This is a genomic window from Rhizobium sp. 25PS6, from assembly GCF_032464655.1.
Taxonomy (GTDB): Bacteria; Pseudomonadota; Alphaproteobacteria; order Rhizobiales; family Rhizobiaceae; genus Rhizobium; species Rhizobium laguerreae.
This window is the reverse complement of sequence record NZ_JAWDIV010000003.1, coordinates 368,003-388,290: the sequence shown is the minus strand read 5'-3', so window position 1 is coordinate 388,290 and position 20,288 is coordinate 368,003. Positions and strand designations below refer to the sequence as shown.

General features: G+C 61.1%; 20 protein-coding genes. 12 read left to right on the top strand and 8 right to left on the bottom strand.

Annotated features, from left to right (window positions below; all coding sequences use genetic code 11):
• The first annotated feature begins 2 nt into the window (after nt 1–2).
• From RWK44_RS06560 to RWK44_RS06535, 6 genes are all read left to right on the top strand, one after another.
• On the top strand, nt 3–1,349 hold the full coding sequence (locus RWK44_RS06560; RefSeq protein ID WP_131666944.1) for a multicopper oxidase family protein: 1,347 nt from the start codon (nt 3–5) through the stop codon (nt 1,347–1,349).
• A 30-nt stretch (nt 1,350–1,379) separates the two neighbouring features.
• Nucleotides 1,380–1,859 (top strand): cupredoxin domain-containing protein, encoded by a 480-nt coding sequence (locus RWK44_RS06555; protein WP_020049948.1) that lies wholly within the window; start codon nt 1,380–1,382, stop codon nt 1,857–1,859.
• A gap of 22 nt (nt 1,860–1,881) precedes the next feature.
• Complete coding sequence (locus RWK44_RS06550) at nt 1,882–2,169, top strand: copper-binding protein (RefSeq protein ID WP_020049947.1); 288 nt, start codon at nt 1,882–1,884, stop codon at nt 2,167–2,169.
• A gap of 133 nt (nt 2,170–2,302) precedes the next feature.
• Nucleotides 2,303–3,658 (top strand): adenylate/guanylate cyclase domain-containing protein, encoded by a 1,356-nt coding sequence (locus RWK44_RS06545; protein ID WP_131666943.1) that lies wholly within the window; start codon nt 2,303–2,305, stop codon nt 3,656–3,658.
• 619 nt (nt 3,659–4,277) lie between these two features.
• On the top strand, nt 4,278–4,613 hold the full coding sequence (locus RWK44_RS06540) for a hypothetical protein (RefSeq protein WP_020049945.1): 336 nt from the start codon (nt 4,278–4,280) through the stop codon (nt 4,611–4,613).
• A gap of 263 nt (nt 4,614–4,876) precedes the next feature.
• On the top strand, nt 4,877–5,410 hold the full coding sequence (locus RWK44_RS06535; RefSeq protein WP_131666959.1) for a YidB family protein: 534 nt from the start codon (nt 4,877–4,879) through the stop codon (nt 5,408–5,410).
• 63 nt (nt 5,411–5,473) lie between these two features.
• On the opposite strand, the gene RWK44_RS06530 is transcribed toward RWK44_RS06535, so the two are convergent.
• On the bottom strand, nt 5,474–6,982 hold the full coding sequence (locus tag RWK44_RS06530; RefSeq protein WP_221998727.1) for a winged helix-turn-helix domain-containing tetratricopeptide repeat protein: 1,509 nt from the start codon (nt 6,980–6,982) through the stop codon (nt 5,474–5,476).
• Between the two features lie 124 nt (nt 6,983–7,106).
• On the opposite strand from RWK44_RS06530, the gene RWK44_RS06525 reads away from it, so the two are divergent.
• The 3 genes from RWK44_RS06525 to RWK44_RS06515 all read left to right on the top strand — a co-directional run bounded on the left by RWK44_RS06525 (nt 7,107) and on the right by RWK44_RS06515 (nt 9,666).
• Entirely contained in the window at nt 7,107–8,327 is a 1,221-nt protein-coding gene (locus RWK44_RS06525) for an MFS transporter (RefSeq protein ID WP_168281943.1), read from the top strand.
• Between the two features lie 116 nt (nt 8,328–8,443).
• Complete coding sequence (locus RWK44_RS06520) at nt 8,444–8,932, top strand: MarR family winged helix-turn-helix transcriptional regulator (protein ID WP_168281941.1); 489 nt, start codon at nt 8,444–8,446, stop codon at nt 8,930–8,932.
• Nucleotides 8,932–9,666: a GNAT family N-acetyltransferase gene (locus RWK44_RS06515; protein ID WP_168281939.1), complete on the top strand. Its 735-nt coding sequence runs from the start codon at nt 8,932–8,934 to the stop codon at nt 9,664–9,666. Before RWK44_RS06520 ends, RWK44_RS06515 begins: the two co-directional genes overlap by 1 nt.
• Here the strand turns inward: RWK44_RS06515 and RWK44_RS06510 are convergent.
• On the bottom strand, nt 9,609–12,527 hold the full coding sequence (locus RWK44_RS06510; protein ID WP_316028563.1) for a M16 family metallopeptidase: 2,919 nt from the start codon (nt 12,525–12,527) through the stop codon (nt 9,609–9,611). The genes RWK44_RS06515 and RWK44_RS06510 overlap by 58 nt on opposite strands.
• Nucleotides 12,528–12,756: 229 nt before the next feature.
• Here RWK44_RS06510 and RWK44_RS06505 point away from each other — a divergent pair, with 229 nt between their 5' ends.
• Complete coding sequence (locus RWK44_RS06505) at nt 12,757–13,746, top strand: substrate-binding domain-containing protein (RefSeq protein ID WP_316028562.1); 990 nt, start codon at nt 12,757–12,759, stop codon at nt 13,744–13,746.
• A gap of 49 nt (nt 13,747–13,795) precedes the next feature.
• On the opposite strand, the gene RWK44_RS06500 is transcribed toward RWK44_RS06505, so the two are convergent.
• From RWK44_RS06500 to RWK44_RS06475, 6 genes are all read right to left on the bottom strand, one after another.
• Nucleotides 13,796–15,061 carry an ABC transporter substrate-binding protein gene (locus tag RWK44_RS06500; RefSeq protein WP_077980993.1) on the bottom strand — a complete coding sequence of 422 codons (1,266 nt, stop codon included), beginning with the start codon at nt 15,059–15,061 and terminating at the stop codon, nt 13,796–13,798.
• A 26-nt stretch (nt 15,062–15,087) separates the two neighbouring features.
• Nucleotides 15,088–15,924 (bottom strand): carbohydrate ABC transporter permease, encoded by an 837-nt coding sequence (locus RWK44_RS06495; protein WP_077980994.1) that lies wholly within the window; start codon nt 15,922–15,924, stop codon nt 15,088–15,090.
• Nucleotides 15,921–16,844, bottom strand: coding sequence for a carbohydrate ABC transporter permease (locus RWK44_RS06490; RefSeq protein ID WP_077980995.1), 924 nt, complete (start codon nt 16,842–16,844; stop codon nt 15,921–15,923). The genes RWK44_RS06495 and RWK44_RS06490 overlap by 4 nt, the downstream gene beginning before the upstream one ends.
• Nucleotides 16,837–18,063 (bottom strand): ABC transporter ATP-binding protein, encoded by a 1,227-nt coding sequence (locus tag RWK44_RS06485; RefSeq protein ID WP_131666077.1) that lies wholly within the window; start codon nt 18,061–18,063, stop codon nt 16,837–16,839. Before RWK44_RS06485 ends, RWK44_RS06490 begins: the two co-directional genes overlap by 8 nt.
• Nucleotides 18,060–18,890 (bottom strand): metallophosphoesterase family protein, encoded by an 831-nt coding sequence (locus RWK44_RS06480; RefSeq protein WP_131666076.1) that lies wholly within the window; start codon nt 18,888–18,890, stop codon nt 18,060–18,062. The genes RWK44_RS06485 and RWK44_RS06480 overlap by 4 nt, the downstream gene beginning before the upstream one ends.
• A gap of 202 nt (nt 18,891–19,092) precedes the next feature.
• On the bottom strand, nt 19,093–19,488 hold the full coding sequence (locus RWK44_RS06475) for a hypothetical protein (protein WP_077980998.1): 396 nt from the start codon (nt 19,486–19,488) through the stop codon (nt 19,093–19,095).
• Nucleotides 19,489–19,633: 145 nt separating this feature from the next.
• On the opposite strand from RWK44_RS06475, the gene RWK44_RS06470 reads away from it, so the two are divergent.
• Complete coding sequence (locus RWK44_RS06470; protein ID WP_131666075.1) at nt 19,634–19,936, top strand: hypothetical protein; 303 nt, start codon at nt 19,634–19,636, stop codon at nt 19,934–19,936.
• A 156-nt stretch (nt 19,937–20,092) separates the two neighbouring features.
• Nucleotides 20,093–20,281 carry a hypothetical protein gene (locus RWK44_RS06465; protein ID WP_029875172.1) on the top strand — a complete coding sequence of 63 codons (189 nt, stop codon included), beginning with the start codon at nt 20,093–20,095 and terminating at the stop codon, nt 20,279–20,281.
• Nucleotides 20,282–20,288 lie beyond the last annotated feature (7 nt).

Below are 20,288 nucleotides of genomic sequence, written 5' to 3'. Positions count from 1 at the left end.
CTATGTTCAATAGAAGACAGATCATTGGAGCCAGCGCCGCTCTGCTTTCGACGGCCGCCTGGACAAAGACGTCGGCAATGGGCTTGCCGGACGCACCGACAATGGAATCGGCGGATATGCAGCCGCCGCTCCAACCAACATCGGGACCAGATTACCAGCCAGTGGTTACGCTGAATGGCTGGACCCTGCCCCATCGGATGAACAACGGCGTCAAGGAGTTCCACCTCGTCGCCGAGCCCGTCGAACGCGAGATGGCCGACGGCATGACCGCCTATCTGTGGGGCTACAACGGCCAATCTCCGGGGCCAACCATCGAGGCCGTCGAAGGAGATCGCGTCCGCATCTTCGTCACCAACAAGCTGCCGGAGCACACGACGATCCACTGGCACGGCATGATCTTGCCGTCGGGCATGGACGGCGTCGGCGGCCTGACGCAGCCGCATATTCCAGTCGGCAAGACCTATGTGTACGAGTTCGACCTCGTGAAATCCGGCACCTTCATGTACCACCCGCATTCCGACGAGATGGTGCAGATGGCCATGGGCATGATGGGTTTCTTCGTGATCCATCCGAAAGATCCCAAGTTCATGCGCGTCGACCGGGACTTCGTCTTCCTGCTCAATGCCTACGATATCGATCCCGGTTCATACGTGCCACGGATCATGGAGATGACCGACTTCAACATGTGGTGCTGGAACAGCCGCGTGTTCCCGGACATCAGCCCTTTGGTCGTGTCGAAGAACGACAGGGTGCGCGTCCGCGTCGGCAACCTGACGATGACCAACCATCCGATCCACATGCATGGCTACGATTTCGAGGTGACCTGTACCGACGGTGGCTGGGTGCGGCCGGAAGCGCGGTGGCCGGAGGTGAGCATCGACATCCCCGTCGGCGCGATGCGTGCCTATGAGTTCGACGCCAAGTATCTCGGCGACTGGGCGATCCATTGCCACAAATCGCACCACACGATGAACGCCATGGGTCACGACATTCCAACCTTCATCGGTGCGGACAAATCGAAGGTCGCCGAACAGATCAGGAAGCTGCAGCCGGAATACATGCCCATGGGCACGAAGGGCATGGCCGACATGGGCGAAATGGAAATGCCCATCCCCGAGAATACCGTTCCGATGATGACCGGCTGGGGGCCGCATGGTCCCATCGAAATGGGCGGCATGTTCTCGGTCGTGAAAGTCCGCGAGGGGATCTCAGCAGACGATTACTCAGATCCTGGCTGGTACGAAAACCCGCCTGGAACGCAGGCCTTCGAGTGGACCGGAGACCTTCCGGACGCGACCAAGGCCAAAGACTCAAAAACGCAAATTACGCCGAAGCCGACAAACGGCTGAGGTCCATCTCAACATCGAAAGGATCTACGCATGAAGAACTATGTACTGGCACTGGCGCTCGTCGCCCTCGCAACCCCAGCGCTCGCTTCCGGCAATCATGCCGGCGGTCACGGCGAGAAGATGGCTGTCGGAGAACCCGGCGACAAGGCCAAGGCGACACAGACAATCCGCGTCACGATGAAGGAAACCGACGACGGAAAGATGCTCTTCACCCCCGCGGTCTTCAACGTTCGCAAGGGGCAGACTGTCAAGATCGCGATCAAGAATGCCGGAACGATCGACCACGAATTCGTGCTCGATCAGGAAGACAAGATTCTGGAGCACAAGAAGGTCATGGAGAAGTTCCCGGAAATGGAACATGCCGACGCCAATTCTATCCGTCTTCCGGCGGGTCAATCCGGCGAGATCGTCTGGAAATTCACCACCGACGGCGAGTTCAAGTTCGCCTGCCTGATCCCCGGTCACTATGAAGCCGGCATGCACGGCGACGTCACGGTCGCCGGGAAATAATCCGCAAAGAGGAGCTACGAACATGAAAACTGCCATGATCAAAATCAGCGTGGCCGCCCTGATCTCTGCCAGCGCGGCCTTCGGTGCGTTCGCTCAGGAATTCACCAAGGGTGTCGTCAACAAGATCGACGCCAAGGCGAACAAGGTGACCATCAAGCATGAGGACCTGAAGAACCTCGACATGCCTGCGATGACGATGGTTTTCCGGGTCGAAGACCCGGCTCTGCTTGAAAGGCTGAAGGAAGGTTCGAATATTGAGTTTGTCGCAGAGCGCGTCAACGGCAAGCTCACCGTCACAGAGGTCAAGTAAGCCGACTCCACGTCGCTGATGTCCTTGGTACGCGGCCGTCGCTGACGGCCGCGTACCACCATCCGACAACTGTGACAACGAATGCGTCCATTATCGCGAGGCGCAATCGAATACCTTCCGGTAACGACCCGCCATGAAATCTGCAATCGGCGTTCATTGGGACTACGCGCGAGAAATTCGCTCAATCCTGCTGCGCTTTGTCGCCTTCGCCATTCTTCTTGCCAACCTCTTGCTGGGCGGCAACGCAGGTGCCGAAGGAATGCTTTTAATCGTCGTCATCAGTTATCTCGTCATCAGCATCACTTCTGTCGTGACAGCACGATTCCTTCCTGATCGCTCCTGGCTGAAAATCCTCTTTGTCGTACTCGATGCCCTGTTGGTCGTCTCAATTTTATATGGGCATATCCTTGGCGGACCGGTGACCGAAAACCACAATTTGACGACCACCAGCTTGGTGGTGGCATTTATCCTGCTCAATCATGTAGGTCTCAAGCTGGATGGTCGCCTCGTCCTCATCTTCTCTGGCATCGTCCTTGTTTCCTGGGTGGCCATGCTGGCGGCCACGGCCGCCAGACATCATACGGCTGACACGGTGTCGTTGGTCGGATCGTTCTTCAATCAGGACCTGGGTCTGACGGTCAGCTTCGGCTTCACCGCCTTTGCGATCTATCTTCTTGCGAAGGACCACGACCGGACTCGCAAGGAGGCATTGCGAGCGGATGAGCGACGTCTCAATCTTTCACGCTTCTTCTCGCCGCTCGTGGTCGCGGACCTTGAGGAAGGCAGCTCGGCACTCGATCTCGAACGTCGCAACGCGGCGATAATGTTCGTTGACTTGCGGGATTTCACGAGCTTTGCCGAAACTGCGCCAGCACGCGAGCTGGCTTGGGTGCTGCGGGAATACCGGCAGCTTGTTTCCGGCATCATTTTTGAACACGGCGGGACCGTCGATAAGTTTATTGGCGACGGCGTAATGGCAGTCTTCGGCCAACCCTCCCCCACAGTAGACGATGCAGACCGCGCCTTGGCATGTGCTCTAGACCTCGTCGATGCGCTCACGGATTGGAAGAACTACAGTGTACAGAACGGCTATCCCGCCCTGAACGCAGGTATTGGCTTGCACTACGGCACGGTCATCGGCGGCGTCCTAGACAGCGGATGTCATAGCGAGTTCACGGTGATCGGTGATGCGGTTAACGTCGCCCAACGCTTGGAATCGTTGGCCAAATCATTCGATGCGCCACTCGTCGTATCGTCAGCGCTGATGGCCCAGCTGCGTAAACCAGTTCCGACCGCCCTTTGGATACCTGAGAGTTCGGTGGGTCTGCCGGGACGTCGGCATCCAATAGACGTGTGGTATTTACACCGCGAAGCGGGGTTTACTCCCGCCGAGGAAAACACTGGTTACGAGACGGGCGGCGTGCAGACCGCCCTCCATAGATCGTCCTTCCAGTCATCGCCTCCCGCGCCCGATGTGTGCACGGGGTAGTCAATACCTCGGACGGACACCTTGGCTGGATCGCCACATTTAACGAATGCTCGGTGCTTTCCCGGATCGCTGTAACCAGCACCCGCAGCATTGTCCTGCGAAAGCGAGATCAGGACATCGAAATCGTATCCCGCTCGCTCTGCGGTGTGGTTGCTTAAAACGCCAAGGCTAACAACGGTGTCATCGTCGAAATGAGCCGTATGAAAAATCAATGTTTCCGCTGCCTTCGCATTGGAAACCAATGGCAGCCCGGCAACAAATACAGTAAGAAACCAACGCATTCACCCCTCCCGTGGTTCATGCGAATGCGAGATCATATCACTTCAACGGACGGGCTGCTATCCATTCTACTGTAGAAGCAGCCATGGCAGTACAGCTACGCAAATGCGCTCGACCTGGTCGCATTTGGCTACGCGAAGCACACCATCCAGTTCGATCACTATTTGGAAAGTAACCGGTGTCTGGCCGCCATATGTTCGGCGGTCCCGCCCCGCAGGAAGTGATGTGGGCGGCGTCGAACACGGTTGTTTGAAGCGTCCGCGGCGCCTCCTCCTGGCTTGAGGAACAAAACGCTCTTGTCGATGTTGTCATTGCGATGGCATGGCCATGGGAGGTACTCATGCGAAAATCTCTTCAATTCATACTCATCGGCTCGGCGGCTTTAACCGGGTTGACGATCGCGCCGACGATCGCGGCCGCACAGGACTTGGAGCTGCGGGTCGGCCCCGGTGGCCTCGGCATATACGACCGTGATCGAGACCGGTATGACCGATACGACCGGCGGGGACCACGCGGCTGCGATCCGGATGATGCTCTCGACATCGCACGCAGCGAAGGACTTCGCAGGGCGCAGATCGTCCGCATGTCCCCCCGCAGCATCGTTGTCCAAGGGATGACGCGCCGCGGACCGGAACGAATAGTCTTCGCAAACCGGCGCGGCTGCCCGGAAATCTGACCGCGGCGTAAGCTGGCGGACGCCCGAGCATTGAGATCGCGGACGAATGCGGCCGTGGGCTTATTTCGACCCGGTGCGGAACCTTTTGGCACTTTGGGCATTGCTGCTACGTGCCCAGGAGTTCGCAGTAGCTTCGTGTCCATCCGACGGCATAATCAGAATCGACTCAATGGAAAATATATCGAAGCTTCAAATTATTACAGCGTCTTTTTCACGTCTTGAAAGATGCGCGGCGCTGTAGACGCACCATGGGAGGATTTATGATGATGAGCGGTCCAATGAAGGCGCTTCTCGCCGTTCTTGCTGTTGCCGGTTACCAGAACAGAGACAAGATTGGGGAACTCCTGCGCGGCATCCAGAACCCACAGCAGGCCGGCGCGGGAAATCAGCAGCCAGGCGGGCTTGGGGGCCTTCTTGGTGGATTGGCCGGTTCGGGCGGACTCGGCGGCCTTCTCGGCGGCCTGTCGTCCGGCGGCATCGTCAGCGGCGGGCTCGGCGATCTGCTGAAGACATTTCAGCAGAATGGTTACGGCGACAAGGCGGAGTCATGGGTACGCCCCGGCCCGAATGCCGACATCGACGACGGCCAGCTCGCGGAAGCACTCGGCCCGGACGTTCTGAACGAGATCGCGGCGAATACCGGCCTGTCGCATGAAGAGATTCTTGGGCGGCTGAAGCGCGATCTTCCGAAAGCTGTCGACGACCTGACTCCAGAGGGAAAAGTACCCACCGCCGAAGAGAGCTTTTTGTCTTCTGCAAGTCAAGCGACCACCATCGGACGGCCCGGCACCCTCTAATTTCGGGCCGTCTTTGCGTCGCACCAGCGCATCACTCGGCCAGCGCATCACTCGGCCAGCGCATCACTCGGGGAGACCGGCCTTGCGGTAGCCGTCGATGAAATGCGCAAGCGTCCGAGCGTCACGGAACGGTTCGGCCGCCGCCCAGTGGCGGGTTGAAAAATGCGGGTTGGCGACGAGGAACAATTCGACCTCGGCATGCGCCTCGTCGAGCCGGCCGAGTTGGGCAAGGCTTGCCGCAAGGAAACGGCGTGAGCTTGTGCGATAGGTCTCGTCCCGGCGTAGCGTCTCGACGGCGGCTTCGTATTGGCCGGCGGCATATTGTGCCTGGCCGAGCGTCAGATAGTACCAGCTTGCCGGGAACGGGTTCAGCCGGAAGGCCTTGGCGATATGCTCAAGCCCCTCCCCGACCCGCCCGGCGAGAACCGTGATGTCGGACAGGGCCGCAAAGGTGTCGGCCTCATTCGGGTCGAGCTCGATCGCCTTGGCGAATTCCGCATCGGCCTCAGCGAAACTGCGCTCATAGGCAAGCAGGTAGGCGAGGATCCAGCGGCAGCCGGCATCGTTGGGATCGATCGCCACCGCCTTGCCCGCCAGTTGCAGAGCAGTCTTACGTGTAGGCTCCGTCGGTCCGCCGGAATGCACCTCACCCATCCAGTGGTTTATGGCAAGCCAGCGATAGGGCTCGGCATAATCAGGGTCGAGCGAAATCGCGCGTGTCAGCATCAGATGCGCTTCCCGCGCCGTCTGTGGCGTATCATCCATCAGCTTGCGCGCCCGCACGCAGAGATCGTAAGCGTCGAGATTCTTGGGCCGGTTGCGCCGCGGCGGTGTGCGCAGCCGGCCGAGCAAGGCCTCCACGATCTTGGCCGTCACCTCGTCCTGAACGGCAAAGATATGGTCCAGGCTACGGTCGAAGCGTTCCGCCCATAGATGATCGCCACTTGCCGCATCGACCAGTTGGGCGTTGATGCGTACCTGTCCCGCTGCGCGTCTTGCGCTACCCTGCAGCAGGTAACGCACGCCGAGCTCCTCGGCGATATCGCGCACGTCCATCGCCCTTCCCTTGTAGGCGAAGGCCGAGCTGCGGGCGATGACGAACAGGCCCGGCATCCTGGAAAGGTCGGTGATCAGGTCTTCGGTCAGGCCATCGGCGAAGGATTCCTGCTCGGGATCGTTGCTGATATTCACGAAGGGCAGCACCGCTATCGATGGTTTGTCGGGCAGCGGCAAAGGTTTTCGCTTCACACCGCCGAGCTGATCGATGGCGCCGGTGAAGCGGTAGCCGACACGCGGCACCGTGGAGATCCATTCACCGCCGTCGGCGGCCGGACCGAGCAGCTTGCGCAGCTGGGCGATCTGGACAGTGAGGTTGCCTTCCTCGACTGATATGCCCGGCCAGGCCGCGTCCATCAGCTCGGCTTTGCCGAGAATTTCGCCGGGTCGTTCAACGAGTGCAGCGAGCAGCTTGACCCCGCGGTGGCCAATGGCAACGAGATCATTGTTCCGAAGGAGCGTTCCAGCCCCCGGATCAAGCACGAACGGACCAAAGGCAAAGCGCGATCCCTGCATGGGGCGCATCTATAATCGGTTTGGACGTTTTTGAGAACTTTTTGGGAAAGCTTAAGTACGACGCTCACCCTGTCCTGCAGAATTCATCCTCTTTCAGGTAAAGGCCCCCGGGCCTTCAAACCCTATGGAGGTTGCCGTGAACGATATTTCCTGCGTGGAGCCGGCGGACGTGTCGGATCGGCATTTGCACGGCACGACGTCGCTGCGAGCGGATCGGATCCCATGGGCCGCGATGGCGGGTATCATCGCGACCGTCACGGTATTTGCCGTGGCGCAGGGGCTGACCTATCCGCTGCTCAGCTTCATCCTGGAGCGGCACGGGACCACATCAGCCCTGATCGGACTGTCGGCGGCTATGACGCCGCTCGGATTCATTCTATCGGCGCCTTTCATTCCGGCGCTTTCGCGGCGCGTGGGTGCGGCTCGGCTGGCGATCCTGTGTTCGAGCCTGGCCGCGCTCACCCTGATGACGATTGCCTGGGCGCAGGACGTCTGGGCCTGGATGCCGCTGCGCTTCCTGCTCGGCGTCTTCGCCAATCCGCTTTACGTGATCAGCGAAACCTGGCTGATCTCGATCACACCGGCGCCGCGCCGGGGCCGGATCATGGGTCTCTATTCATCGATCGTTTCGGGCGGCTTCGCCATCGGCCCGCTGTCGCTCTGGCTCACCGGCACTGAGGGTTGGCCGCCTTTCGTGATCGGCATTACGGCCTTCCTCCTCTGCGGCCTGATCGTGCTTGCGGTCGTCCCACGCCTGCCGGACATGCCTGGTGAAGGCGAGGCTACAACGGTGGGCCGCTTCTTCGCGCTGGCACCACTGCTGTTGTTTGCCGTTTTTGCCGCTGCCGCCTTCGAGCAGATCCTGCTTTCACTGTTCGCGGTCTATGGTGCAGCACTCGGCAGCGCCGAAGGGCGCATCGCTTCGCTCATCACCTGTTTCATCGCCGGCAATGCCGTGCTGCAGATTTTGCTCGGGCGCTTGGCCGAACGGTTCGGCTCGACACGGATGATGTTATTCTGCGTCCTGGCCTGCCTCGCCAGCTGCCTGCTGCTGCCGTCGGCCTTCAATTCGTGGCTTATCTGGCCGCTCGTTTTCGTCTGGGGCGGGGTCTCGTTCGGGATCTACACCCTATCGCTGATCCAGCTCGGCGAGCGTTTCACCGGCCAGGCCCTGATCGCCGGAAATGCGACCTTCGCCTTGGTATGGGGCATCGGCGGCATCGTCGGATCGCCTGCGACAGGACTGGCGATGCAACTGATCGGACATCAGGGTCTGCCGTTGTCCCTTGGCTTGCTCAGCTGTGTGCTGGCGGCGTTGCTAATGGCCAGGAGATGGCGGGGCTGATCGAGGCACTTGCTTGTGCCGCCCTGCCCCGGCTTGACCTGCCGGCCCTTTGCTCAGGAGAATTGCCATTCAATGTATAACATGTTATATAACTTTCCATACAAATGGAGATCGGCATGGTCGAGGATGTGGTCCGGACGCTGGGGTTTCTGTGCATGGGCAGCCGGCTGCGGCGCATCGGAGAAAGGCTGCAGGCCGATACCCAGCAGGTCATCGACGAGGCCGGTCTCAGCATTCAGGCGGGCCAATATCCATTCCTTGCAGCGATCGACCGGTCTGGGCCATTGACGATCGGCGAGCTCGCGCAGGCGGTGGGCATCACCCAGCCCGGCGCAACCCGCACCATCGGCCAGCTTCTCGAATTCGGTTACGTCGACATGCAGCCGGCCCCGGATGATCAGCGTCGCAGACTGGTCTCGCTGACCGACAAGGGACAGGACCTCGTCGATCATTCGAAAAAGGTGATCTGGCCGCGCATCGCCGCCGCCGTTGCGGATCTTTGCGGCGATCTCGACGGACCGATCCTCGAACAGCTCGCGGCCATCGAGGACGGGCTTGCCGCGATGCCGCTTGCGAGCCGCAACGCCGCCAAGGAGGAACGATAATGCCCCATGTCCTCGACCGGCCGATCTGGAGCGCGCTGGAGACCGCCCATGCCCATCTTGCCGAAGGCGGCAAGTTCGCGCGGCGATACCCTCCCTCCATCGTTCCTTTCGCGGCGTCCGCCGACGAAACGCCGGAGAGCCTCGACGCCCTGGAGAACATGCTTTCGCAGGAGGAGAGCATGATTCTCGTCGAATCTGGGCTGATCGCCATTCCACCGGGTCTTGCCGTCGCAACGGAGGCATCGGTGGTCCAGATGATTGCCGAGCGGCCGCACGAGCGAATTTCGGATTCCCGCATCCAGCCGCTGACTGAGGCCGATGCCGCCGACATGCTTGATTTGGCGACGCTGACCAAACCCGGGCCGTTCACGTTGCGAGCCCAAAGCCTCGGCAGCTTCTGGGGGATCAAGAGCGAAGGCCGCCTGGTGGCGATGGCCGAGCAACGGATGCGGCAGACAGGTTTCATCGAGCTCAGCGGGCTTTGCACCCATCCCGATTTCCAGGGACACGGCCTCGGCACCCTGCTCTTCCGCTTCGTTGCCGGCGAAATCGCGGCGAGCGGCGACACAGCCTATCTGCACGCCTATGCGGCGAACACGTCGGCCATTTCGCTCTACAAGACACATGGCTTTGCGCTTCGCGCGGAGATGAACATGCGCGTCGTCAACCGCCGTTCCTATCGCACCGCCGGCGGCAGCACTTCGAATTTCCAGAATTTTTCCGGGCTGAAATAGGTCGTGGCAAAAGCGCGGATATCTGCGGCGGCGACCTTCTGGTAGCCGCTGAGATTGTCGCGTATCCGGTCTAAGCCACGCGAATCCGTCTGAGCGCCGCGCAGATATTCAATCCAATATTCGTTACCCTGCTGCTGATGCTTCAGTGTCTCGATAATGGGTTCCCGGGCGCGCGTGAGTTCGTCCGGGGAGACATCACGCGACCGCAGATCCTTGGCGATCTCGTCGACGAGTGCGTAGAAGCGCGCGACCTTTGCCGGGTCTGTCTCGACGTAGAAATATGCGTAGCCGTAGCCAGGGACTTCACTTGACAGGTCAGCATCGCCCTCCAGAACATAGCTTGCTCCTTCAGCGGTGCGAAACTGGTCGACCAGCCTGTTTTGGAAAATCTGTGTGGCGAGATTGGCGGTGAAGGACCGCGGCAGGTCGGAAAGCAAATCGCCAATCGGAGCCCCTACCGCGGCGGCGGCGTTATCCGCCCTGCCCTTATGGGCCTCCACAACGGGCTTCTCGTTCGTCGCCGGAAAACGCACGTCGTTGCGATCGTCGCTCGACGTCGTCTCCGGGCGCGGCGGCAAGGCGCCAAAGGTTTCAGCTGTCAGCCGGATCGCGTCGTCCACCGTTACGTCACCGACGATGGTGATATCGATCGGGCCGTTGGAGATCATAGGTTGGAACAGCGCCTCGAAATCCTCTGGATGAGCGGCCGACAACTGCGCGCGATCGGGGAAGGTCCAACGCGGGTCGCCCGAATGCACGAGACTTGGGAAATCGCGGCTGACAATGCCGCCGGGCGTCGCCTCATACTGATCGATACCGCTCAAATAGGCTTGCTGCACACGCTTGAAAGCCTCGGGGCGATAGGCGGGATCGGAGGTGTATGCGGTCATGAGCTGCAGTTGCGTCGCAAGATCTTCAGTCCTTGTACGACCGTCGAACCTGAAGGAGCTATCGCCGACCGAGAAATCGATGCCGACGATGTTGGCTGTCAGCGCTTTCTGGATATCCTGGTAATCCATGGCCTTGACGCCGGACAGCACGACGGCCGCAGATGCCCAGATCGGGGCGGAACGGTCGTGCGGCAGATCCAGCCGACCACCGCCGATATTTTCACGCACCAGCACTTCGTTGGCGCGCAGCTTGGTTGGCTTGACGGTCAGCCGCACGCCGTTGGAAAAGCGCACCATGGTCAAGCCGAGATCGTCGACGGCGCGGCGTTCGACCACAGCGCCCGCCGCGCCGAAATGGGCGTAGGGCCAGGCGACGTCAGCTGCACTGGATAGTGCCGAGACGGCAACGGCATTTGACGCATCGTAGACTTGCCGAACCGCGCCGGCTCCGCCCTCAGGTGATTGGGCCGTCTGTAGCACCACCTGCGGACCGTTGCCGGAGAAGGCACGCTGCAGCGCCTGATTGACCTCGGCCGCCGTGACGCCGTTCGTCATCGTCTCGAACAGCGAGAGGTCTTCGGCAGGCGAGGTGAAGACTTGATCGTCATCGACGCTGCTCGCCAGCATGGAAGCGACGTCGGTGGTCGTGCGCGTCGCGGCTCCGGCCGCAGCAGCCTGCAGGGCCGAGCGATAGTCGAGGATTTCGCGATCGATCTCCGCCTGCGTAGCGCCGAACTCCTGGATACGACGCTGTTCCTGGTCAATGGCCGTGAGCGCCGCCTGCCATTTGTCCGGCTCGGAGTTTGCCGCGATCAGCACGACATGAGCGGAATCGACGATATCCTGAGAGCCGACGCCCGCACTGATGAATGGGGCATCCGCCTTGCCGGCGATGGTGCTCACCCGGCGATTGAGCACGATGAGACCGATATTTTCAATAAGCTCAGCGCGGCGCTTGGCGAAGGTGTCAGGCGCCGCGTCAAAGAGACGCGTCCAGGCGACCTGTACGCTCGTCATGCCGCCGGGAACAACGATGAGGTCGGCGCTTTTGCCTTTCGTCACCAGCGTGCCGAGATCCGGTTTTGCCGGCGCCGGATCGACGGCCTTCCAATCGCCGAAGCGCTGCCGGATTTCCGTTTCCACGGCGGCGGGGTCGATATCACCCACCACCATCAGCGTTGCCCGATCGGGTCGGTAATTGGCCCGGTAATAAGCACGGACAAGGGCCACAGGCGCATTGCTGATGATGTCGGCTTTACCGATCGGCGCCCGCATGGTCACACGTTTGCCGGCGAGCAACGAATTCATGATTTCGAGCGCCGCGCGATACTGCGGTGTGTCGCGCAGCCGCTCCTCCGACAAGATGACGCCGCGTTCGCGATCGAAGGCGTCGGCGTCGAGGCTCAACTCGCTCGCCGTTTCTCGCATCAGCATCAGGCCCGTCGAAACCGTGTCTGCATCGACCTCGGGCAGATCGAGTGCATAGACAGTCTCGTCATAAGAGGTATGGGCGTTGGTGTCCGGCCCGAAGGCCAAACCCTTGCGCTGCAAGATACGGATCATCTCCCCTTCGGCGACATGTGTGGAACCCTTGAAGGCCATGTGCTCGAGAACATGCGCCAGACCCTGCTGGTTGTCGTTTTCGTCGAGCGAACCGGAGCCAATGCGAAAACGGATCGCCGCCTGTCCCAGCGGCGTGAGATTGCGCGTGATCGCAAATCGCATGCCGTTGGCGAGCATGCCGAAACGCACATGGGGATCGGCTTGGATGTCGCTTTGCGTTTGTGGCCAGGGCACGGACGGGCTGTCCGCATAGGCTGGCGACGTGAAGTTTGCGACGAGGGAGACCGTCGCGAGAAACCACCACACCGTGGAGCATTCCATTTTTTTGTGAGACATTCTTGTCCAGGTGATGAGAATGAAGAGGGTAGATGACGCCAACCTGACTATTCCACAGGTTGCATTCCCCATCAACTTCCATGTTTGTAATGAATAAGAAGTAGATAACGCTGCATAGAACAGGATGATTTTAGGCCGGGTCGGCCTGAAATCTGAATCCTGTTCTCAATTAAAGAGTTAGAGCATGATGTCGTCCGAAAACTGCTCACAGGTTTCGGCATAATGCTGTGGGTGTCAGACCAATGTCATCGAACCCGCCTAAGGGATTGCGCCTCGATACTGTCACCAGGAGGCGTTTTCGATGGCGACATTGGAGCAGGTCGCGTTCCGGGCAGGATGCTCGCTGGCGACCGCAAGCAGGGTTCTCAACCGCAACGGACCGGCCAGCGACCTGATGGTGCGCAAGGTGCGCCGTGCGGCCGCCGAACTCGGTTACCGCCCGGCCGGCTCGTCCGCCGGCAGGCTCGGACGCAGGCCTGTGATCGGCGTGCTGATTCCGAGCATTACCAATCCGGTCTTTGCCTCGTCGCTGTCGAGCATCCAGAACCGCATGCTGGTGGCCGGCCATGGCGTCCTGATCGCCCAGTCGAATTATGATCCGGCGCGCGAGGCCGATGCCGTCGCAGCGCTCCTGAACGACCGGCCGACCGGGCTGATTCTCACCGTCTGTGACCCCTCGACCAGCCAGGCGCTGCTTGCAAAGCTCCCGCCGACGGTACTGCTCAACAACCTGCCGACAGCGCAGTTTCCGGCGGCCGTCACCGCCGACAATCGTGCGGCCGGCCGCGAGATCGCGACATTCCTGATCGGCATGGGCCATCGCCACATTCTGTTTCTCTCCGGCAATTTCGCCGCCTCCGACCGCGCCCACCTTCGCTACCGCGGTTATCTCGAGGCCATGGCAGAGAACGGTCTGACACCACTCGATGCCGTGCAGATCCCGTTCGTCAGCGGCTATGACCAGCTCGATCTTGGCGTCGCGATGACTTCGCTTGCGCCGACGGCGATCATCGCCTCCAACGATCTCCTGGCGCTCGGCGTCATCGGCGCGCTGAAGCGCGAGGGGCTTTCCGTGCCTGGGGATGTTTCGGTCGCCGGCTTCGACGGCATCGCCATCGGCCGGCTGATCGATCCACCGCTGACGACCATCGAAATGCCGGATGCCAGCATGGGGGCGACGGCCGCCTCGCTGCTGCTCGACATGGCGGAGAATGCCGCCCCTGCCCGCCATCTTAATGTCGCCTATACGCTTCGCCGCGGCGGCACCGTGCGCGCCATCACTCCGGAATAGAAAGGCCGCCGCGTCTTCGCGGCGGCCCAATTCCTGACGAAGACGACGATCAGCTGCGCGGCAGCATGCCCTCGACATCGGCGGCGGCGTCATCGAGTGCTTCCTTCGGTTCGGCCGACTGGTCGACGATGCGCGAGAGGTTGTCGACGATGGTCTGCGTGACCTTGACGCCGTTCGAGCCTGGGAAGGCATACCAAGGGATCATCACCGGCATCTGGCTGAGGCCTGCCTGGAACAGCGGGTTCTGCTTGTAGAAATCGCCGAGATAATCGGCCGACTTTGCGGCGAGCTCGTTGTTCGGGACATAACCGGTGCCGGGCACGACGACGGAAGCGCCATAAGGGCCGGCAGCAAATTTGGCGAACTTCCAGGCGGCATCCTGCTTGGCGGCGTCATGCGTCAGGATGACGACGGCGTTGCCGCCGGTCGGCAGGCGGCCGTTCACCGGATCGATCAACGGGATCTTGGCGGTGCGCAGATCGAACTTGTTGCCGACATTCTTGATCGTGTTGCGCAGCGCGCCCGTGGTCTGGAACTCAAAACCGACCTTGCCGGCTGCGAAAGCCTGTTCGCCGGCGGCCTTGGTGAACACGGGCATGCCGCCCTCGGTGACCAGGCGATGCAAGACTTCGACGGCCTTCTGGCCTTCCGGCCCATTGAAGGCAACCTTGCTTTCGTCGTCGCTCAGCATCTTGCCGCCGGCGCCGAAGAGCAGTGCCGAAAACATCCAGTCGTCGCCCTGCCAGCGGAAGTCGATGCCGTCGACGCCATTGCCGAGCGCCTTGATCTTGCCACCGAGCGCGATGACCTCATCCCAGGTCTTCGGCGGATTTTCCGGATCGCCGCCGGCCGCCTTCACGAGATCGGCGTTGTAATACATGATCGGGTTGGAGGTCGCGAAAGCCAGGCCCACCTGCTTGCCCTTGACCTGAGCAAGCTTGAGGATCGTGTCGGAGAAGCCCTGCTCGCCCATGTTGCCGTCCTTCTGGACGAGCGGACCGAGGTCGACGGCGACGTCGCGTTCGTCGAGCATGCGCAGGCGATTGAGGCCGATGAAGGTGATATCGGGCATTTCGCTGGTGCCGACCTGGCGAAGGATCGTCTGGATGCCTTCTTCATAGGTGGCCGACGGGCTGGCGAACTGGATCTTGATATCGGGATTTTCTTCCATGAACTTCTTCGAGATCGTGTCCATCACGTCCTTGAAGAAGCCCGGCATCGGGTAGTGAACCGTCAGCGTCGTCTCGGCATGCGCGGGAAGCGCGATTGCCATCGAGACGGCCGCTGCGGCGAGAAGCTGGGTGATATGTTTCATCGCTCGTTCTCCTGGGTTGAAACCGGTCAGCCTTTGAGACCGGTCATGGTGATGCCTTCGACGAAGCGCTTCTGCGCAAGCAGGAAGGCGATGACGAGGGGAAGGGTAATGGTGAGGGTCGCCGCCATCAGCGCGCCGTAGTCGTCGCCGGCCTCGGCGGCGCGGAAATACATCAGGCCGAGCGGCGGTGTGGCATAGTCCTGCTTGCTGATGACGATCAGCGGCCAGTAGAGATCGTTCCAATGGGCGACGACCGAAAAGATGGCGAAGGCCGTGACCGCCGGCCAGGCATTCGGCACGATGACGCGGGCGACGATTCCGAGTTCCGACATACCGTCGAGACGTGCGGCATGGATGAGATCATCAGGCATGGCGCGGAAGAACTGCAGGAACATGAAAATTGCGAAGACCGAAATGGTGAAGGGCGCGACCAGGGCGGCATAGCTGTTGAGCAGCGCGGCGCGGTCGAAGGCGACATAGAGCGGCAGCGCGGTCGCATGGATCGGCACTAGCAGGCCGAGCATGACAAGCACCATCATGGCGCGGGCGGCGCCGAAGCGCAGCTTTGCCATGGCGTAGGCGCAAGGGATCGCCACCAGCACCTGGAAAAAGAAGATCAGCCCGCAGACGACGACGCCGTTCCACAACAGATGCGCCATCGGTACCCGGCTCAAGGCCTTGGCGAAATTTTCGGCATAGGTGAAGTGCGCCGGGATCAGCGACAGCGACGAGGTGAAGATGTCGCTTTGGGCCTTGCCGGCCGTCGAGATCATGAAGACATAGGGCGACAGGAAGATGATTGCGCCGAGCGAAAGCAGCGCCAGGCGGATGATCCTGCCGAGGGAAGAAGCGTTCGTCATCATGTGTAATGCACCCGGCGATCGAGAACGCGGTACTGCAGGAACATCAGCACCACCAGGATCAGCAGAAAGACCACCGTCATCGCGGAGGCATAACCGACGCGCAGATAGACGAAGCCTTCCTGGTAGATCGTGAAGAGCAGCACCTCCGACGCCTTGTTCGGGCCGCCCTCGGTCAGCGTCTTCACCGTCTCGAAGACCTTGACTGAATTGGTGATGCTGATGGTGATGACGAAAAGCGTCGTCGGCCCGAGCATCGGCCAGGTGACGAGCAGGAACCGGTCGAGGGAGGATCTGGCGCCGTCCACTTCGGCTGCCGCGTAAAGCTCGCGCGGGATTGCCGTCAGTCCGGCCAGGAACAGCACCATATTGAAGCCGGCCGATTGCCAGACGCCGATGATCGAGAGGCTGTAAAGCACCGTGCCGGAGCTGCCCAGCCAGTTCGGGCCGGGAATCCCGACGAGGGCGAGCAGTGCGTTGAGCGGGCCGATTGTGGGGTGGAACATATATTGCCAGACGGTCGCCATAGCGACGATCAGCGAGGCGACCGGGAGGAAATAGGCAGTGCGGAAGAAGCTGCGCGCCTTCGTCTCGCTCTCGATCAACATCGCGATGCCGAGACCGAGAAGGATCGAGACGGGTGCTACGACCGCGGTATAGACCGTCGTATTCCACAGCGACTTGCGAAACGTGCGGTCGGTGACCAAATGCGCGTAATTCTCGAAGCCGACGAAACGGAACTTGCCGTAGCCGAGTTCGAAATCGGTGAAGCCGAGCACGATGACTGATGCAACCGGCAAAAGCACGAAGAGGAATAGCAGGACCATCGCCGGCATCACCAGCATCCAGGCGATGCGGGCCTCGCTGCGCCGATGCGCAACGGCGGCATCCTGCGGCACGGCCATGGAGACGATGCTAGCCATGCGCCCTCTCCCGCTGGGCATCGCTTATTGCGAGCCCGGCATCGCTTGTAGCGAGCCCGGCATCGGCAGCGCCGAGCCCTGCATCACCCACTGCAACGCCGCCGGCCAGCCGGCTGCCGTCTTCGGCAAAGATCAGCGTGCGGTCGGGCAAAAGCCGCAGCCCGACCGGATCGCCGGCAACAAGGCCGGAGGCTTCGGCCGGTTGAACCTTGGCGACGATAGTCTCGCCGATCGCGTCCAGCCGGCAATGGAGGATGACTTCGGAGCCCAGGAATTCGACGCGTTCGATACTAGCGGCAAGGCCGTCATGCCGGCTCTTGGAGACAAAGACGAATTCCGGGCGAATGGCGAGCGTGACCGGCATCTTGCCGACGGGCGCATTCTCAAGCGCCAGGCGCAGGCCGCCGCAGAGAATGACGCCGCCTTCGGCAAAGGCCGGCAGCAGATTGATGCGCGGCTGGCCGATGAAGCGGGCGACCTCAATATGGGCGGGATCGTCGTAGATGACCTCGGGGCTGGCGATCTGCAGCAACTTTCCGCCCATCATCACGGCGACACGGTCGGCCATGGAAAGCGCTTCCGCCTGGTCGTGAGTGACATAGAGCGTCGGCACGCCGGCGCGGCGATGCAGGTCGACGATCTCGCCTCGGGCGTGAACGCGCAGATTGGCATCGAGATTGGAGAGCGGTTCGTCCATCAGGAAGATGCTCGGCTGGCGCACCATGGCGCGGGCCAGCGCCACGCGCTGACGCTGGCCGCCCGACATCTGGCCGGGCTTGCGGTCGAGCAGGTGATCGATCTTCAGCGATGTCGCCATATCCCTGACGTCGCGGGAGATCGTCCTACGGGTGGCGCTCTGGCCCGGCATCAACGACCCGATGAAGGGCAGCCGCTGCATCCTCGACAACCGACGCATCGCCAAAGGCACGGCGATATTCTCAGAGGCCGTCAGATGCGGATAAAGCGCGTAGGACTGAAAGACCATGGCGATGTTGCGGTCGGCGGCCGCAACGCCGGACATATCCTTGCCGCCGATCAGGATCTCGCCCTGGTCGGCGTGGTCGAGGCCGGCAAGGACGCGCAACAGCGTGCTCTTGCCGCACCCGGAAGGACCGACCAGCGCGATGAATTCGCCGGCGGCGACATCCAGGCTGACGCCATCAAGGATCTGGTTGCCGCCGAACGCCTTAGCAATGCCGCGAAGCGAGAGCGCGCTCATTCGACGGGTTCCCGCTGCTTGACCGCCTGGGGGTAGACCTCGTGCACGACATCGTCGAGCACATGCGCGGTCATGCCGGGAACGGCGACGATCGTGCTTTCGACACCAGTATCGAACTCGTGGACAACAGCGCCGATCAGGCGCTCGCCCGGCATCTCGCGCTCCATCTTGTCGATGATGAAGGCGGCCGACGGACCCCATGTCAGCTGGGTATTGCCGAAGCGACCCTGCCAGGCCCAATGGAGATGGCCGCTTGCAAACAGCGCCACGTCATGAGCAGCGATCAGATCATAGAGCCGCCGGCGCTGAGCCGGGCGAACGCTCCAATATCCGGTATCGCCTTCGTCGGGTGCATCGACGAACAGCGGCTTGTGCGCAAACAGCGCCACCCGCCGCCCTGCCCTGTCGGACAGCGCCTGGTGAAGCCATTCGAACTGCGCCTCTTCCTCGTCATCCTCATGACCGAGAAGCAGCGAGTTCAATCCGATGAAGCGCCAGCCGGCCGCATCTTCCAGCCAGCGGTCGTCGCCGGCAAGGTTGCGCCAGCGGGACAGCCGCTCGGCATTGACGGGCTGGTCCGATCCCTTGAGGTGGCCGACATCGTGATTGCCGGGGACGATCAGCATCGGGATCGACACCTGACGCATCAGATCCATAGAGAAGGTGATGTCGTCGTCCTTGTCGGCGCCATCGACAGTGAGATCGCCAGTATGGACGATCAGGTCCGCGCCGGTCGCTTCGATCCAGGTCAGAAGCGGCGCCCAGTTGCCGTTGAAATGCGGCTTGCCGGGGCTGAAATGGGTGTCGGTGATCTGAATGATTTTCATGGGGGGCGCGTCTCCGAGACGTCGGCAGCGCCTCACGGGCGCTCCCTTCTCGTGCCCTCTCTAGAAGGCTCCCATGTCAATCACACAGCTGGAGTTTTCACCTGTTTCTCAGTTTTGACATCAATCCGTCATGTAAGAAGAAGGCTCCCCGCGGGAACCGGGGCAGCCTTCGCCTGCATTTGGAATTGAGATCGCGGTGAAATCAGTGCCGTCGTGCGTTGGCGGGAATGGACGATACCGTTGCCGAGACAGGGTCGCTTGCAGGAAAGCTGTCCTCGAGGCCTTCATCGAGCTCTTCTTCCAGCGTTTGCCTGTCGCCGGCCGAACGCGCACTCGGCTGGCCGATCAAACCCTTGCTGCCTTCGTCGAAATTGCCGTTGCTCAAGGCATCGTAACGGTTGATGCTGCCGTCTGCTTCCGCGCCGGCAAAGGCGGTCAGCTGAACCATCATGACCTTGGCGTGGTCGACCGCCGTCGTGTCATCGAGCTCGCCATGGGAGTTGTCGATTTTGACGGAAATCGATTCTCCTCCCTCGCCCAGGAATTCGACGGTGAAGATGTCGCCGGCCTGCGTCACCCGAGTATCGATCAGCTGCATGGAAACCTCCTGTGTTCATGCACCTCAACGGCCATCGAGGTCCGGAGTTCCATTTCAATGCAAGCGGCCGGCCTCGCGACGATTGACCGGCTCGGGAACAAATAATGCGGATGCGAGTTCGTTCGAGGTTCAACAGGTCGCGTCCATGTCGAAGTCACCACTGTCGCCCTCTGAAAAACGCTCGTTCTGCGATATTCCGGCAGATCGGAAACGCGCATTGATATCGAGCTATTCGGAGGCGCTGCGAAAACTCGCCAGATCGGCCGAAGCAGTCGGACGCGCCGACATGCTGCCAGCGCTGATCGAGGTAGCGGACGGATTGGAGAGCATGGCAACCACGATTGCCGAGACAGAGGCCGGCGCCGAAGTGCTGGCGCGCACGGCGCGGCTGGTCCGCGCGACTGAGGGAATGCTGGCGTCGATGTCCTCGTCGTCAAACGTCCATTGAACGTTCCTGAGAACGATCGCGGCTGTCCGGCTAGGCCGGCGGCGATCTCCTTTGCCGAAGACCGGCATTTATGGTTAATTTATTAATAATTGCGGGATTATGAATGGAACCAGACAACCTTTCCAACTGTTGATGCTGCGCCGTGGAGGAACCCCGATGATCCTGAAAATCCTTGCACCCAAGATCGACGCCGATTGCCATGACACCGGCACCTGGCCTGATGGGATCTTTGCCGAAAACCGGATCGATCTTTCCGCCCGCCGCGATGGCCGCCGTCGCTCGCCGCATGAGCGCGACTACGGCAACGACAGGAAAGTGGAAAATCTGCCGCTCGGCTTTGTCTAACCGTTCG

Excerpts from the sequence above, each read along its gene's own strand:
- RWK44_RS06555 (WP_020049948.1), top strand. The coding sequence starts at position 1,380 with ATGAAGAACTATGTACTGGCACTGGCGCTCGTCGCCCTCGCAACCCCA.
- RWK44_RS06550 (WP_020049947.1), top strand. The coding sequence starts at position 1,882 with ATGAAAACTGCCATGATCAAAATCAGCGTGGCCGCCCTGATCTCTGCC.
- RWK44_RS06545 (WP_131666943.1), top strand. The coding sequence starts at position 2,303 with ATGAAATCTGCAATCGGCGTTCATTGGGACTACGCGCGAGAAATTCGC.
- RWK44_RS06470 (WP_131666075.1), top strand. The coding sequence starts at position 19,634 with ATGTCGAAGTCACCACTGTCGCCCTCTGAAAAACGCTCGTTCTGCGAT.
- RWK44_RS06495 (WP_077980994.1), bottom strand. The coding sequence starts at position 15,924 with ATGATGACGAACGCTTCTTCCCTCGGCAGGATCATCCGCCTGGCGCTG.
- RWK44_RS06515 (WP_168281939.1), top strand. The coding sequence starts at position 8,932 with ATGCCCCATGTCCTCGACCGGCCGATCTGGAGCGCGCTGGAGACCGCC.
- RWK44_RS06485 (WP_131666077.1), bottom strand. The coding sequence starts at position 18,063 with ATGAGCGCGCTCTCGCTTCGCGGCATTGCTAAGGCGTTCGGCGGCAAC.
- RWK44_RS06500 (WP_077980993.1), bottom strand. The coding sequence starts at position 15,061 with ATGAAACATATCACCCAGCTTCTCGCCGCAGCGGCCGTCTCGATGGCA.
- RWK44_RS06540 (WP_020049945.1), top strand. The coding sequence starts at position 4,278 with ATGCGAAAATCTCTTCAATTCATACTCATCGGCTCGGCGGCTTTAACC.
- RWK44_RS06505 (WP_316028562.1), top strand. The coding sequence starts at position 12,757 with ATGGCGACATTGGAGCAGGTCGCGTTCCGGGCAGGATGCTCGCTGGCG.
- RWK44_RS06480 (WP_131666076.1), bottom strand. The coding sequence starts at position 18,890 with ATGAAAATCATTCAGATCACCGACACCCATTTCAGCCCCGGCAAGCCG.
- RWK44_RS06560 (WP_131666944.1), top strand. The coding sequence starts at position 3 with ATGTTCAATAGAAGACAGATCATTGGAGCCAGCGCCGCTCTGCTTTCG.
- RWK44_RS06530 (WP_221998727.1), bottom strand. The coding sequence starts at position 6,982 with ATGCAGGGATCGCGCTTTGCCTTTGGTCCGTTCGTGCTTGATCCGGGG.
- RWK44_RS06475 (WP_077980998.1), bottom strand. The coding sequence starts at position 19,488 with ATGCAGCTGATCGATACTCGGGTGACGCAGGCCGGCGACATCTTCACC.
- RWK44_RS06525 (WP_168281943.1), top strand. The coding sequence starts at position 7,107 with ATGGAGGTTGCCGTGAACGATATTTCCTGCGTGGAGCCGGCGGACGTG.
- RWK44_RS06490 (WP_077980995.1), bottom strand. The coding sequence starts at position 16,844 with ATGGCTAGCATCGTCTCCATGGCCGTGCCGCAGGATGCCGCCGTTGCG.
- RWK44_RS06510 (WP_316028563.1), bottom strand. The coding sequence starts at position 12,527 with ATGGGGAATGCAACCTGTGGAATAGTCAGGTTGGCGTCATCTACCCTC.
- RWK44_RS06520 (WP_168281941.1), top strand. The coding sequence starts at position 8,444 with ATGGTCGAGGATGTGGTCCGGACGCTGGGGTTTCTGTGCATGGGCAGC.
- RWK44_RS06465 (WP_029875172.1), top strand. The coding sequence starts at position 20,093 with ATGATCCTGAAAATCCTTGCACCCAAGATCGACGCCGATTGCCATGAC.
- RWK44_RS06535 (WP_131666959.1), top strand. The coding sequence starts at position 4,877 with ATGATGAGCGGTCCAATGAAGGCGCTTCTCGCCGTTCTTGCTGTTGCC.